The sequence below is a fragment of the Flavobacterium sp. genome (genome assembly GCF_046317795.1).
Taxonomy (GTDB): Bacteria; Bacteroidota; Bacteroidia; order Flavobacteriales; family Flavobacteriaceae; genus Flavobacterium.
This window is the reverse complement of record NZ_JBKCVI010000018.1, coordinates 1-14,471: the sequence shown is the minus strand read 5'-3', so window position 1 is coordinate 14,471 and position 14,471 is coordinate 1. Positions and strand designations below refer to the sequence as shown.

Sequence of the window (14,471 nt, the reverse complement as noted above, 5' to 3'; positions counted from 1 at the left end):
GTCTTTTATTCATCCCGAATAATCGGGACTCGATTATATTACTCTCTTTTTTGTCTCGTCTTATAAACGAGACGGCTGTCAATTCAATATGTCTATGAACGTTTCTTCTTTGTATTTAACCTGAACTTGTTTCAGGTTCTTCGCTTACATTCTCAAAGCGGGTGCAAAAGTAATTATTCTTTTTTAAACAACAAGGAATTTTAAAATTATTTTTGAATTTATTCTAAATCCTCGTTTTTCCGGTTTTTATAAGAACTTTTGTCCCTTGGCGGGGGGCAAATATAAGTACTAAATCGGAATCATTCCAAATGTTTTTGAGGTTTTTTTGGTTTTTTTTAAGATGTTGATAACTCGTAAGTTACAACTACTTTTTACTACCTTTTGAAAAAAAATCTTGAACACAACAAAACGAACTCCTTAGCCCCGATGGTAGCAAGCTACCCCGTAGCGCGGACAGCGGGACCAAACGTTCTAAAAAAGGAAATGTGCTGTGCTCCTAGCTATTCAAAACGAATGGATTTTGACGGAGTAATTTTAGTAATGATGAAAGAAGGAATAAGCAGTACCAACAGACAGATTACAACAGTTCCGATGTTGAGTAACAAAATATAGAACAGGTTGATGTCGACTGGAGCTACGTTGACATAATAACTTTCGGGGTTGAGTTTGATGATGCCAAAATATTTTTGAAGTAGCAACAGTCCGATTCCGATGATATTTCCCCATAGCAATCCGCGACCGATTAAGTAGGCGGCATTATAGAGAAACACTTTTCGTATGGACCAATTGTTAGCACCGAGTGATTTTAGGATTCCGATCATCTGGGTTCTTTCTAGAATTAAAACCAAAAGCGCCACTACCATATTAATAGTAGATACTGCTATCATCACTATTAAAATAATAATAATATTGAAATCGAAAAGTTTAAGCCATTCGAAAATATAATAGTATTTTTCGACAATGGTTTGGGAATCTAAAATGGAGGAGGTTTCTTGATACACCTGCTGCCCTATTGGTTCAATTTGGGTAAAATCGTTAACAAAAACTTCGAAAGAACCAATTTGGTCGGGTTTCCATTTATTGATCCGTTGCACATGGCGAATATCGCCAATGACAAAACTAGCGTCAAATTCTTGAAAGCCGGAATTGTATATTCCAACTATTTTGAAATTGCGCAGGTTAAAACCTTCGTTATTCTCTTTCATGAAGTAGGTTACAAACTTGTCTCCGAGTTTTAACCCCAACCTGTTACATAAATATTGAGAAATAAGCACTTCTTCGTTGAGCGTTGCTTTAAAATTGGGCAATCTGCCTTGGGTTAAATATTCTTTTAGATTATTGGTTTGGTAATCTTTGCCAACACCTTTGAAAATAATTCCTTCGAAAGCCGATTCCGTTCTGATGAATCCAGCTTTACTTGCAACAGCTTGAACGTGTTGAATACCGTCAACGTTTTTAAAATTTGGATAAAAACTTTGTTGAATGGAAATTGGCTTTGTACTAACATCCGAATTGTTATCGTTATATCCAGAGATTATTATATGTCCGTTAAAAGCCGATACTTTTTGTCGTATTTTTTGTTGCAAACCTATACCCGTAGCAATGGAAACAATCATCATAATCATTCCAAGGGCGATGGCGATAATGGCAATTTTTATTATTGGCGCGGATATACTACTTTTATGGTCTTTTGCAGTAATGAGTCGTTTTGCTATAAAATATTCTAATTTCAATGGTATGATTTCAAATTCAGTCTTCAAAAATACAGTTTTATTCTTGGTTTTACTAATGGTTTCTTGTAGAAGCCTCACCCCCAACCCCTCTCCAAAGGAGAGGGGAGCTGAAACCGCATATAATAAAGACATTATAACTGGCGCTGACAATTATATTGCTTATTTACCTTATTTAAAAGATAAGAAAATTGGGATTGTGACTAATCAGACGGGGATTATTACAATAAAAGAATTTACAGAAGTGAAAAATAATACTAATGCAGGAAGTGATGAAGCTGTTAAGTTTGTTAAAACTTCTATTGTCGACTATTTACTTTCTGAAAAAATAAAACTCCAAAAAATCTTCGCTCCAGAGCACGGATTTCGTGGCACGGCAGATGCAGGCGAACACGTAGTAGATGGTAAAGACACTAAAACAGGTTTGCCAATTATTTCGCTTTATGGCGATAATAAAAAACCAAAACCAGAACAATTAGCTGGTCTTGATATTTTGGTTTTTGATTTGCAGGATGTTGGTGCTCGTTTTTACACGTATATCTCCTCGTTGCATTATGTGATGGAAGCTTGTGCAGAGAATAATATTCAACTTATTGTTTTGGACAGACCCAATCCGAATGGCGGAATTGTAGATGGGCCAATTTTAGAAAAAGAATTTACCAGTTTTGTTGGGATGCATCCCATACCGTTGTTACATGGAATGACGATTGGTGAATATGCCAAAATGATCAATGGAGAAAAATGGCTGAATACTTCGACAAGCTCAGGTCAAGGAATTCAATGTAATTTAACTGTAATTCCTTGTCTCAATTACAAACGAGAAATGAACTATAGTTTACCCGTAAAACCTTCTCCAAATTTACCTAATGACCAAGCCATAAATTTATATGCGAGTTTGTGTTTGTTTGAAGGAACGAATGTGAGTGTGGGTCGAGGTACCGAAAAGCAATTCCAGATTTATGGTTCACCATTTCTTCCAAAAAGTGAATTCAGTTTTACACCAGTTCCAAATTTTGGTGCCAAAGAACCGATGCACAAAGGAGAATTATGTTATGGAGAAGATTTATCCAAAATAGAAAAAGTAAAACAATTAGAATTGAAATGGTTAATAAAAGCGTACAATACCACTACGGATAAAAACAAATTTTTCAATTCATTTTTTACTAAACTTTCTGGAACCAAAAAACTACAACAGCAAATTGAAGCTGGAACTTCGGAAAATGAAATTCGAAAATCTTGGGAAAAGGGATTAAATGAATTTAAAGTGATGAGAAAAAAGTATTTGATTTATTAAACCTCACCCCCAACCCCTCTCCAAAGGAGAGGGGAGCTAAGATTACAAAGGCAATTTTTTCTTCATTTCTTCCACAATGTTATAAGCCGCTGGGCAAATAGCCACATTCTTTAAAGTCAAATCTGAAATTTGCTGGAACTTCTTTCTATCGGTATGCGGAAATTCGCGACATGCTTTTGGCCGCACATCATATATCATGCAGTAATTTTGATTATCTAAAAATACACACGGAACACTTTGCAACACATAATCCTTGTCTTCATCAATACGAAGATATTGGTCGATAAATTGTTGTGGTTTTTGTTTTAAATGCTTTGAAATTCTTTCGATATCAGCCGAAGTAAATAAAGGTCCTGTCGTTTTACAACAATTAGCACAATTCAAACAATTGGTTCGTTTGAACTCGGTATCGTGCAAATCTTGCATTACATAATCCAAATTTTTGGGTGTTTTCTTTTTGAGCTTATCAAAATACTTTTTGTTTTCGATATGCTTATCTTTGGCAAGCTTTTGTAATTGTTCAAGTTGGTTTAACATTGTTATAAATTGTTTAAGGTTGTTAAAACCTTATTTGTAAACAAAATTACACAAAACGAATAACCAAATAACTTAAAAATAGAATCTTTAAAAAAGATTCTGAAATAAATTCAGAATAAATGAAAGATTTATTCGGCAAAGCCATTCTCGATTTTCAAACTAAAAATGCTCCTGAGGACTTGGTTACCGAAACCAATATTTCGGAAGCTGATGAAATGAATGTTGCTTATCTTTTCAGAAATTACAAGGAAATGCCTAAGCTGGAAAAAAAAGCAATGCAACTTGCCAAAGGAAAAGTTCTAGACGTTGGTTGTGGTGCAGGAAGCCATTCCTTGTATCTTCAGAAAAAAGGTTTTGATGTCACTTCAATTGACATCTCTGAAAACGCTATTAAAGCTTGTCAACTTCGTGGGTTGCAAAATGCACGTGTTCAAAATGTATTAGAAGTTGAAAACGAAAAATTCGACACCATCATTTTACTGATGAATGGCACAGGGATTTTTGGAACATTAGCAGAAACATCAAGATACCTGCAAAAACTAAAATCACTTTTAAATTCAAATGGTCAAATATTGATAGACAGTTCCAATATCATTTATATGTTTGACCAAAAAGAAGATGGCGGTTTTATAGTTCCAACTGATGGTTATTATGGCGAATTGATATTTACTGTTTCTTATAAAGGAGAAACCGATGTTGCTTTCCCTTGGTTGTATCTTGATTATAATACGTTGCAAAATGCAGCACATGAAAACGGTTTGCAATGCGAATTAATTTTGGAAGGAGAACACTTTGATTATTTAGCAAAGTTATTCAAAAAATAAATCCCAAACTAGGTTTGGGATTTATTTTGAACTTTATTACTGAGCATATTTCATCATCATGGTTTGAAGACCTTGTCCCCATTCTTGACCTGCAGCTTGTGATTTTTCTAAAATAACACCTGATTTTTCATTGATTTTTTTCCCAACAGGGCTTTCATAAAACGCAATCATGGCTTTGATATCCTCTTTAGAGTATTCTTCCATATAAATTGTTGCCATTTTATCGTATAAACTTGGCAAAGTTGAGTCAAATTCAATAATAAAAGCAGCTTGCTTTTCTTTAGGAACCATTTGCAAAATTTGGTTTTTTGCTGATTTCATTTGATTGGTTGCCCCACTCATTTCAATAACTCTTAATACATCCTTTTTGAATGCTTCATCTTGTGCAAAACCTACGTGAGTTACAAACGCAAAGGCAACTGCCACTAGTAATTTTTTCATTTTTGTTATATTTAAAATTTTTTTAAAAATAGTATTTATTTTGATTCAAAAAAAGAATTTATCAATAATACTTAAAAAAAAATTAAGGAATATTCAAATATTTATGGGTTTGCAATGACACGCGCCATTTTGGGTTATTCATCACATAGTCAACAATCAATGGAGTCATGTCTTCTTTTTTGCTCCACTCGGGTTGCAAGAAAAGAATGGCGTTATTGTTAACTTTCACTGCTTGTTCTTCGGCAAAAATGAAATCGTGTTTGTTATACACAATCACTTTTAGTTCATTGGCAATCGCATACGCATCTTCGACTGGTAATTTATTTTTCTTTGGTGAAAGACAAAACCAATCCCAACTACCAGTTACTGGATAAGCACCCGAAGTTTCGATGTGAACTTTTAAGTTGTTTTCTTTTAGTTTTTGAGTAAGCAATGTCATATCCCAAGTTAAAGGTTCACCTCCAGTAACCACTACTGTGTCTGCATATTTTTTAGCATTTTCAACAATGTTATCTGTGTTTGTTGGCGGATGCAACGCTGCATTCCAGCTTTCTTTCACATCACACCAATGACAACCTACATCGCAACCACCAATTCTAATAAAATAAGCCGCAGTTCCGGTATGATATCCCTCGCCTTGAATGGTGTAAAACTCTTCCATCAAAGGAAGCATTTCTCCTTTATCGACTGCTAATTGTGTTTCTTTTGATAACATTTTTTAAACTCTAGTGGGCAAAGATACTTAATTTGCAATTTGCCGTAATAAAAAAACCGTCCTGAAAAATCAGAACGGTTTTAAAATATAATATAATGAGTTACATTTAAATATCTATCTCGAAGCAATTCAATCTATTAGATTAAAATGGAACTTTAATTTTAAAATCAACTCTTTTTCATTAAATATGATTGAACTCGGAACACCTTTATTTTCAAGAAAACTAATCAAAACTTGTGATAATGAAAATGAATATATTGTTGGTGAACTTGGACCAAACGGTGGTATAATTGCATATGACAAAGGCATTTATTCTAATGGTTGGCAATATATAGAAGTTGCACAAAATGATTTGGTAATTGAAGAATGGGGTTGTATAAGTTCTTCTGTAACTAATGCTCTTTTTGACGGAGTAGGTTCAGGATTTCAAAATACTGTAGCAATAGTTAATCATCATAATGGTTTAACAAACTATTATACAAATCCATTAATCTGTAGTAATCTAAATAATGGAACCTTAAGTGCAAAAAGTGTACTAAATTTATCAAACAATCCCTTTTTAATGTGGTCTATCCCATCAATTGATGAATTAATGCTCTTATATACCAATCTTCATTCCGAAAATATTGGAAACTTTAATGACTCATTTTATTGGAGTTCTTCCGAAACTACTATTTCTTCAGTTAAATGTATCAACTTTATTAATAGAGAAATCACAATGCTGGAAAAGAATTTAGCTGGAGTGAGAACAAGACCAATACATTATTTTTAGTGATTAAAATTCTTAACACTATTGTAATGTTTCTTTTCATTTTTGAAAGTTCAATTCGTTTAGTTTATCTAAATGTTTAATTTTTTTTATCCTTTTGTAACTTTTACTTAACATGCAACGTATAATCAACTGAACACTTTAAAGTAAAGGAGATAAAATACATGAGACAGCTCAAAATCACCAAGCAGGTAACCAACCGTGAAACTGCATCCCTAGACAAGTACCTACAAGAAATTGGAAAAGTTGACTTAATTACTGCAGATGAAGAAGTAGAATTAGCTCAGAAAATTAAGGCCGGAGACCAAAGAGCGTTAGAAAAATTGACAAAAGCCAATTTACGATTTGTAGTTTCTGTAGCAAAACAATACCAAAATCAAGGGTTAACATTACCCGATTTGATTAACGAAGGAAATTTAGGTCTGATTAAAGCCGCTCAACGTTTTGATGAAACGCGTGGTTTCAAATTTATATCGTATGCCGTTTGGTGGATACGTCAATCTATTCTTCAGGCACTTGCTGAGCAATCAAGAATTGTTCGTTTGCCGTTGAACAAAATTGGTTCAATCAATAAAATCAACAAAATGTACGCTTTGTTAGAGCAATCTAATGAAAGACCGCCATCTGCTGAAGAAATTGCAAAAGAATTGGACATGACTGTAAATGACGTAAAAGAGAGTATGAAAAACTCTGGTCGTCACTTGTCAATGGATGCGCCACTTGTGGAAGGAGAAGATTCAAACCTTTATGACGTTTTACGTTCTGGTGAATCTCCAAATCCGGACAGAGAATTGATTCACGAATCATTGCGTACAGAAATTGAACGTTCTTTAGAAACCTTAACACCACGAGAAGCCGACGTAGTTCGTTTGTATTTTGGTTTAGGCGATCAACACCCAATGACATTAGAAGAAATTGGAGAGACTTTCGATTTAACTCGTGAACGTGTGCGTCAAATTAAAGAAAAAGCAATCCGCAGATTAAAACATACTTCTAGAAGTAAAATATTAAAAACTTACCTTGGGTAAGTTTAAAATTCCAATAGAAAAATAACAAATTCCAACTTTGGAATTTGGTCCTGATGTTTCAGGATAAAAATTGGGATTTCACAATAACAACAGTCTGATTAACTGTTCGTTTTTTGATTGATGACCTGCCTGACGGCAGACAGGTTGAAACTCCGGCTGATTACCGGAGTTTTATTTTTTGCACGGCAAATAAAACTCCAGTCTGTTCTCCGCCATGGCGGATCGAGTTTCCGGAGTTTTATTTTTTTAATCTGAACTTGTTTCAGATTCTCATGGAACTTGTTTCAGATTCTCCAATCAATTTAAATTAGGGCGTGCCCCGCCGAGTCGGGTCAGGCTTTCGCTACTCGCTTTTTTAGTTATTACACAACTAAAAAGAGCTCAAACAAAGGCTCAATCCTTCACGCAATAGCATAATAATATTCAACGCTATATTTCTTTGCGAACTTCGCTTAAAAACCTTGCGAACTTTGCGGTTAAAAAACTAATTTTGTACACACGTGGTCATTTTGACCGAACTGTCGAAGTAAACAACACTAACAATGAAAAATACACTTATTGCACCATCTGTTCTTGCAGCCGATTTTGCCAACCTGCAACGCGACATTGAAATGATTAATAACTCTAACGCCGATTGGTTTCATATTGATATTATGGATGGTGTCTTTGTTCCAAATATTTCCTTCGGTATGCCCGTTTTAGAAGCGATTACAAAACATGCTAAAAAAACCATCGATGTTCATTTAATGATTGTTGATCCAGATAGATATATTAAGACATTTGCAGCATTAGGTTCCAATATATTAACCGTTCATTACGAAGCTAGCACTCATTTACACCGAACGCTTCAAGCCATAAAAGCGGAAGGAATGAAGGCAGGTGTAGCTTTGAATCCGCATACTAATGTAAGTTTACTAGAAGATGTAATTAAAGATATTGATTTGGTATGTTTGATGAGTGTAAATCCTGGTTTTGGTGGTCAGTCATTTATTGAAAATACGTATGCCAAAGTTGAAAAGTTAAAAGATTTAATTATTAAAAAAAATACAACCACTCTAATTGAAGTTGATGGTGGGGTTACCGATAAAAACGCCAAACAATTAGTTCAATCAGGTGCCGATGTTTTAGTAGCTGGGAATTTTGTTTTTAGAACCGAAAATCCAACAGAAACGATTGCCGATTTAAAGAAATTAACTTCATAGTCAAATTCATGTGAAAAAACTATTTTTTGTCTTAATCGTTTTAATTATTTCTTGTAATTCCGAAGACGAAACTCAAGTTGATGAAACAATTCGGGGTGCTGATATTTCCTATTTGCCTTTAATTGAAAGTGAAGGAACTATTTATAAAAACAATAATCAGCCCGAAAACTTAATTACTACTTTAAAAAAATCTGGATGTAATTACGTTAGAATTCGGCTTTGGCATACACCATCAGACGTTCATTCGAATTTAGCAGAAGTGAAAATATTAACAGAAAGAGTTCGTGTAGCAGGAATGAAAGTTTGGATAACTGTTCACTATTCTGATACTTGGGCCGATCCCGGAAGTCAAACAAAACCCATAGCTTGGCAAAATTTAACCTTCAACGATTTAAAAAATGCCGTTTCAAATTATACAGCAAATGTAATTACAGAAATTAATCCAGATATTATTCAAATTGGCAATGAAACAAATGATGGCTTTTTGTGGCCAACAGGGAAATTATCAATTAATGAAAACCAATATATTCAATTAACAAATGCTGCAACTATTGCCGTTAGAGCAAATTCAAATTCAACCAAAATAATGATTCATTATGCTGGACTTGAAAATTCGTTATGGTATTTTACCAAAATGAGTAGTGTTGATTATGATTATATAGGGCTATCCTACTATCCTATTTGGCATGGGAAAAACCTGAATGATTTAAAAAATACTATAAACCAACTTGGAACAACTCATGGCAAGAAAGTAATAATTGCGGAAACAGCTTATCCTTTTTCTTTAGGATATAATGACTTTACCAATAATATTTTAGGACAAATTGATCAAATAATTACGGATTATCCTCCAACACCAATAGGCCAAAAAAACTTTTTAAATGACCTAAAAAATACAGTAAAACTTAGCGATCACGGTATAGGTTTTTGTTATTGGGGCACAGAATGGATTGCTTTTCGTGGACCAACAGCAACCAATGGTTCACCATGGGAAAACCAAGCCCTTTGGGATTTTAACAATAATGCTTTACCTGCGTTAGATTTTTTTAAAAAATATTAAAGCTTTTGATTTAGCATTAAGCTAACGTTTAAAAATAAAAAAAGCTCAAAAAAATTGAGCTTTTTTTGCGACTCCTGCAGGGGTGACTCCGTCTTGCTAGACAAAGCTCCGCTTTGAAAATATAAGGGATTTTGCTGCGCAACTTCCCTCAAAGCTCCGCTTTGAAAATATAAGGGATTTTGCTGCGCAACTTCCCTCAAAGCTCCGCTTTGAAAATATAAGGGATTTTGCTGCGCAACTTCCCTCAAAGCTCCGCTTTGAAAATAGTGAAGCAGAAATAATGCTTGAGTAAACTCAGACATTATTTCTGCTTCACTATTTATTCGTGACCGCGAAGGGGACAGAACCCATGTATTTATATAAATTTTAAAAATACTTAATCACTTTATTTATTGTACTTTACTATTTTTTTGGTTCACTTAGATTTATTAAAATTCGGTTAAATTCGCGTTTCGTTGACTAAATGTTGACTAATCTTATTATATTTGTTTTTGATTAAACCATCAAAATATTATGGCTAAGATAAAATTTTTACTTCAAAGCAAAAGTGAAACTTCAAATATTTATGTTCGTTACTCGATTAACAGAACAACAGTACTAAAACGTAAAACTGGTTTTATTATTAATGCCAAAGATTGGAGCGTGGATAAAGCGCAACCTAAGATGGGAAGAGAGGATTTGCACATAATAAAATTAAAGCTCGATAAATTAGCAATATTCATAAATGATGCCCATAATGAGGGAGTAAGTAAAGGAGTTGAATTTACTGGTGATTGGTTGCAGTTTCAAATTGATATTTTTAACAATAAAATTGCTATTGTTGAACTCGATGTATTGACCAACTACATAGATAAATACATTGCAGAAGCACCCTATAAAACAAATCAAAAAAAGGAAATTGGACTAAGTACAGGGCGAATTGGGAATTTAAAGCTATTTAAAAATACTATTATGCGTTATGAAACGGAAGTACTAAACGGGAAAAGTATCTTAATCAAAAATATAAACCTCCAATTTGTAGAGAAATTTAAAACTTGGCTATTTGAAAAAGGTTATGCCGTTAACTACGTAGGCAAAAATATTGATAATATAAAAATGATTTGCAATGATGCTTTTAAAAATGATGTTGAAACCTCTAGACAATTAAAAAACATAAAAAGTATTTCAGAGAGCAGTGCTCCCGAAAATATTATTTATTTATCCGAAGAAGAGCAGGGGCAAATAAAAAAAGCAACGTTAATAAGAGAGGCACTCATAAATGCACGTAAATGGCTTTTATTGGGTTGTCAGATTGGGCAACGAGGTGGTGACTTATTGAGTATTAACGAGAAAAACATAAAAGAGTTAAACGGTATGAAAATTATCGAACTCAAGCAACAAAAAACAGGTAAACTCGTAGCAATACCTTTACTTCCCGAAGCACTGGAAATTATAGAAAGTGGAATGCCCTATAAAATATCGTTACCTCGTTTTAATGAGTATATTAAGGATGTTTGTAAAGAAGCTGGACTTAACGAGAGAATTATGGGCAGAAAAAAACCGAAAGCCAAAAGTCCTACTGTTAAAGACATATACCCAAAGCATGAAGTTATTACCAGTCATATTTGCAGACGTTCGTTTGCAACTAATTTTTATGGGCGTATTCCAACGCCTATATTAATGAATATAACAGCTCACGGTACAGAAAGAATGTTTTTAAATTATATTGGCAAAACCACTTACGACAACGCATATCAAATGCTCGAATATTTTAGTAAGTTAGCTCCAGTTAAGATTATATAATAATAACTTTTTTAAAATTTTGTATTAATCATGGATGATAAAAACTCGGAAAAAGAACCAATAGATTTTTCTTTCAATATAAAAAATTATTTTAATTACGATTTCATTTCAAAAAACAATTTTGATTTGTTTGCAAATAATCTATTTGACCTACATCGACCTCTTTGTAATTACTTTTACTGTAAAGTTGACGGTTTCCTTGATATATTCGGAGAATATACTCACCCAGAGCCATTAATAGCTTTATTGCATTCAAAAGAAAATCTTGAAAATGGACAGTATAAATTTGAAAAAGATGTTGTTGTAGAATTTAACAAAAGGTTCTATAAGTTATTTAATTTTAGTCATAATAATAATTTGTTTTACCATTGGTGCAGTATAAATGTATATCAACAAACTATAGAAGAACGATTTCGGGATTATGAAAACGAGATGATAGTAGAAAGCAAATTTGATTTCATGAAAAAGGAATATAAAACTATCCTACATTCATACAGTTTCATAGATAAAGCAACTTTTCTAGACGAAAAAAATAAAATAATATTAAAAAAATCTAAAGAACAAAAACTAACCTTTTTAGATAATTTTTTCAAGGAAAATAATTTTGACGTAACAGTGCTAGGTGGTGAAAATGAAACTTTTGAATTATTTCATCTTTCATTTAATGAGAGTAAAAATTATGAGAATGATTCAGATGATTTAAGCGAAACATCTGCCATTGAAAAAATTCTATACCTAAAAAAATTAGGCGTTTTAGAGTTTCTAAAAACAAAACAACCATTTTGTTCCTCGACAAATAGTTTAGCCACTATTTTAAGTGCAATTACAGGAGAAAAAGCTGGAACAATACAACCTATGTTAAACCCAATTTTCAGTAAAAATGTTGATGATAAAAACCACCCAGAGAATTCACAAAGGGCAGTAAATAAAGTAACAAATCAACTTATTCAAATCGGATTTAACCTAGATAAAACGATTTAGGGAATACCCTAAGCAAACCCTAATCTTTGTTTGTGCCTTAACTTTTAAAAAGGTACAAAATGAACAAAATTTTCTTAAATGGCATAACACTTGAACAGTTAGCCGAAGCACTTATTCCGTTGCTAAATGCAAAAGCAACAAATGAAACCATTCAACAGGATAATGAAATTTTAACAAGGGAAGAAACCTGTAAACTATTATCCATAAATAAGACTTCACTTTGGAAATATACCAAGTCTGGGAGATTAAAAAGCTTTGGAATTGGGAATAGGGTGTATTATAAGCGTAGTCAGGTTTTAGAATCGCTAACTCCACTTAATCATTAATTGTTTTGGAAGCGGGTAAAGAAGCCGTTCCAAAAAATTATATTTCTGATTGGATTAAACTAGATTTTTCAAATACTTCTAATTTAAAAACGGATATACAAAATCGTATTTCGGCTAATATTGATCGTGATTTTATTAATGCTTTAAATGAGATTAGAGGCGATAATAAAAACAATTATGGTATTTCGTTTTCAGAGATTACTCTTTTGGCATTGGCATATTTTTATGGTGAAATTTTGACAGATAAAGTAAAAAATCATTTTTATACTGTTGAAATGGCAAAAGGATTTCTTGATGGTGATAATTTGACACCATACACAGCAATTCATGAATTTGATGTTGAGTTTCGTAAATTAAAAAAAGTAAAATATTATAATCATTGTTGGTTGATAATTCAAAGTGCTTGGTTTTTTAATTCTGAATATTTTGGTAATCATCAGCATATTGATTATGTAAATCATTACATAAAAACAGGTAATAAACTACCAATTGAAAAATATAAATTTGACATTCAATATTTAGAAAAAAAATATGCTGACATAGATAATATCAAAGAAAAAAACATTCAAATTAATGGTTTTACTTTGGTTAATCATTGGTATCACAATATTTTGTTTCTAATATGTAAGGAATTAGGTTTATCCACTAAACATTTTATTGTTACAACTAAAGACAATAGAGAATATAATCCCTTGACGAAAACTTCAAGACAATTAAGACTATTAATGCCATTTAAAATAATAGAATGTGATATAAAAAGTGCATTTCCTACTTTTTTAGATGTAGAAGCTGGTTCTGACTTAAAAGATAATATTTATAATAATTTGATGAAATCATACACTATTTCGCGAACTGAAGCAAAAATATTATTCAATAAGGTTTGTAATAGTGGAAAGTATAAATCGCAACAAGAAACAATAAAGTTTTTTTTGGACTGCGGTTACTCTCAAAAACAATGTGAACATTTAATATCACTAACACATAATCCCAAAATTAAGTTTATTTCATCTATGACCGAATATGAAGAACTTGCTATTAGAGTTTTTGTCGAAAAAAACAACTTGCAAAGGGGAGCTAGATTGCATGATGCATTATTGTTTATAGATAATAAAGTTAAACCATCTATTTTTGAAGTTGAGCCAAATTGTGAATTTGGTTATAAAGAGCTAAATAAACCAGTTATTAAACATAGTTTTAGTTTGTCAAATAATCGTTTGCCTTATGCTCATATTAATAGTCATCCTAAGGGATTAAATTTGATTTCAAAATATGAAAATAAAAAGGGAGAGATTAAGGGAGAAGCATTTGGTTTCAGATTTTATAATTCAAAGTATAAATACTTAACGGCTGGTTTTAATATGAATGATTATAAAGCTGATTTCAATACTTTTTTTGAAAACTGTGAAAGAATGTTTTCTACTTTAATTTATTTAAACAGAAAGCAAATAAGTCATTTTCAATTACTAACAATATTAAAACACATGAGAGAAAACAGCAATTTTGTTTTTAATTTTCGTGCCATGTATTCAAAATTTATAAAATATCAATGCAACCTGACGTTACTAATATTAAAACAACGTGATTTTGATTTAATAGAAAGTCAAGATTTTAGAAAAAAAATTGATTTTTTAAATGCACTAAATAAAGCTAGAGGACAGGTAACTTTTAATGAAAACATTTATGATTTATTTTGTTTATTGGAGGAAAGAATTCATAATAACGATTATGAATTTTTAGAGGAAGTTATTGTTAAAGGGCGTAAAAATAAAAATATTTTGTCAT

15 protein-coding genes are annotated in these 14,471 nt (G+C 32.2%); 10 read left to right on the top strand and 5 right to left on the bottom strand.

Annotated elements, in window-relative coordinates:
• Positions 1 to 500: 500 nt before the first annotated feature.
• Positions 501 to 1,733, bottom strand: a complete 1,233-nt coding sequence (locus ACK5ON_RS01130) for an ABC transporter permease (RefSeq protein ID WP_409819107.1) — start codon at positions 1,731 to 1,733, stop codon at positions 501 to 503.
• A gap of 4 nt (positions 1,734 to 1,737) precedes the next feature.
• Between ACK5ON_RS01130 and ACK5ON_RS01125 the strand changes: the two genes are divergently transcribed.
• A complete protein-coding gene (locus tag ACK5ON_RS01125; RefSeq protein ID WP_409819105.1) occupies positions 1,738 to 3,024 on the top strand; it encodes an exo-beta-N-acetylmuramidase NamZ domain-containing protein in 1,287 nt (428 codons plus the stop codon).
• A 42-nt stretch (positions 3,025 to 3,066) separates the two neighbouring features.
• On the opposite strand, the gene ACK5ON_RS01120 is transcribed toward ACK5ON_RS01125, so the two are convergent.
• Entirely contained in the window at positions 3,067 to 3,561 is a 495-nt protein-coding gene (locus tag ACK5ON_RS01120) for a YkgJ family cysteine cluster protein (protein WP_409819103.1), read from the bottom strand.
• Positions 3,562 to 3,680: 119 nt separating this feature from the next.
• On the opposite strand from ACK5ON_RS01120, the gene ACK5ON_RS01115 reads away from it, so the two are divergent.
• Positions 3,681 to 4,385, top strand: a complete 705-nt coding sequence (locus ACK5ON_RS01115; RefSeq protein WP_409819101.1) for a class I SAM-dependent methyltransferase — start codon at positions 3,681 to 3,683, stop codon at positions 4,383 to 4,385.
• Between the two features lie 36 nt (positions 4,386 to 4,421).
• Here ACK5ON_RS01115 and ACK5ON_RS01110 read toward each other — a convergent pair whose 3' ends face one another.
• Both ACK5ON_RS01110 and ACK5ON_RS01105 read right to left on the bottom strand, forming a co-directional pair.
• Positions 4,422 to 4,826 (bottom strand): DUF2059 domain-containing protein, encoded by a 405-nt coding sequence (locus ACK5ON_RS01110; protein ID WP_409819099.1) that lies wholly within the window; start codon positions 4,824 to 4,826, stop codon positions 4,422 to 4,424.
• 82 nt (positions 4,827 to 4,908) lie between these two features.
• Positions 4,909 to 5,541 (bottom strand): 7-carboxy-7-deazaguanine synthase QueE, encoded by a 633-nt coding sequence (locus ACK5ON_RS01105; protein ID WP_409819096.1) that lies wholly within the window; start codon positions 5,539 to 5,541, stop codon positions 4,909 to 4,911.
• A gap of 187 nt (positions 5,542 to 5,728) precedes the next feature.
• Here ACK5ON_RS01105 and ACK5ON_RS01100 point away from each other — a divergent pair, with 187 nt between their 5' ends.
• The 4 genes from ACK5ON_RS01100 to ACK5ON_RS01085 all read left to right on the top strand — a co-directional run bounded on the left by ACK5ON_RS01100 (position 5,729) and on the right by ACK5ON_RS01085 (position 9,600).
• Positions 5,729 to 6,313 (top strand): hypothetical protein, encoded by a 585-nt coding sequence (locus ACK5ON_RS01100; RefSeq protein ID WP_409819094.1) that lies wholly within the window; start codon positions 5,729 to 5,731, stop codon positions 6,311 to 6,313.
• Positions 6,314 to 6,474: 161 nt separating this feature from the next.
• Positions 6,475 to 7,338 (top strand): RNA polymerase sigma factor RpoD/SigA, encoded by an 864-nt coding sequence (locus tag ACK5ON_RS01095; protein ID WP_026707723.1) that lies wholly within the window; start codon positions 6,475 to 6,477, stop codon positions 7,336 to 7,338.
• A 542-nt stretch (positions 7,339 to 7,880) separates the two neighbouring features.
• Complete coding sequence (gene rpe / locus ACK5ON_RS01090; RefSeq protein ID WP_409819091.1) at positions 7,881 to 8,540, top strand: ribulose-phosphate 3-epimerase; 660 nt, start codon at positions 7,881 to 7,883, stop codon at positions 8,538 to 8,540.
• Between the two features lie 10 nt (positions 8,541 to 8,550).
• Positions 8,551 to 9,600, top strand: coding sequence for an arabinogalactan endo-beta-1,4-galactanase (locus ACK5ON_RS01085; RefSeq protein ID WP_409819089.1), 1,050 nt, complete (start codon positions 8,551 to 8,553; stop codon positions 9,598 to 9,600).
• On the opposite strand, the gene ACK5ON_RS01080 is transcribed toward ACK5ON_RS01085, so the two are convergent.
• Entirely contained in the window at positions 9,597 to 9,902 is a 306-nt protein-coding gene (locus ACK5ON_RS01080) for a hypothetical protein (protein WP_409819087.1), read from the bottom strand. The two genes, ACK5ON_RS01085 and ACK5ON_RS01080, sit on opposite strands and share 4 nt — an antisense overlap.
• A 211-nt stretch (positions 9,903 to 10,113) precedes the next feature.
• Here ACK5ON_RS01080 and ACK5ON_RS01075 point away from each other — a divergent pair, with 211 nt between their 5' ends.
• The 4 genes from ACK5ON_RS01075 to ACK5ON_RS01060 form a co-directional block, all read left to right on the top strand.
• Complete coding sequence (locus ACK5ON_RS01075) at positions 10,114 to 11,382, top strand: phage integrase SAM-like domain-containing protein (RefSeq protein WP_409819084.1); 1,269 nt, start codon at positions 10,114 to 10,116, stop codon at positions 11,380 to 11,382.
• A 30-nt stretch (positions 11,383 to 11,412) separates the two neighbouring features.
• Positions 11,413 to 12,363 carry a hypothetical protein gene (locus ACK5ON_RS01070; RefSeq protein WP_409819082.1) on the top strand — a complete coding sequence of 317 codons (951 nt, stop codon included), beginning with the start codon at positions 11,413 to 11,415 and terminating at the stop codon, positions 12,361 to 12,363.
• Positions 12,364 to 12,422: 59 nt separating this feature from the next.
• The gene (locus tag ACK5ON_RS01065) at positions 12,423 to 12,689 is read left to right on the top strand and encodes a helix-turn-helix domain-containing protein (protein ID WP_409819080.1); all 267 of its coding nucleotides are present in this window, start codon (positions 12,423 to 12,425) and stop codon (positions 12,687 to 12,689) included.
• A 5-nt stretch (positions 12,690 to 12,694) separates the two neighbouring features.
• Positions 12,695 to 14,471 (top strand): hypothetical protein (locus ACK5ON_RS01060; protein WP_409819078.1); only part of this gene is annotated, 1,777 nt, incomplete at its 3' end.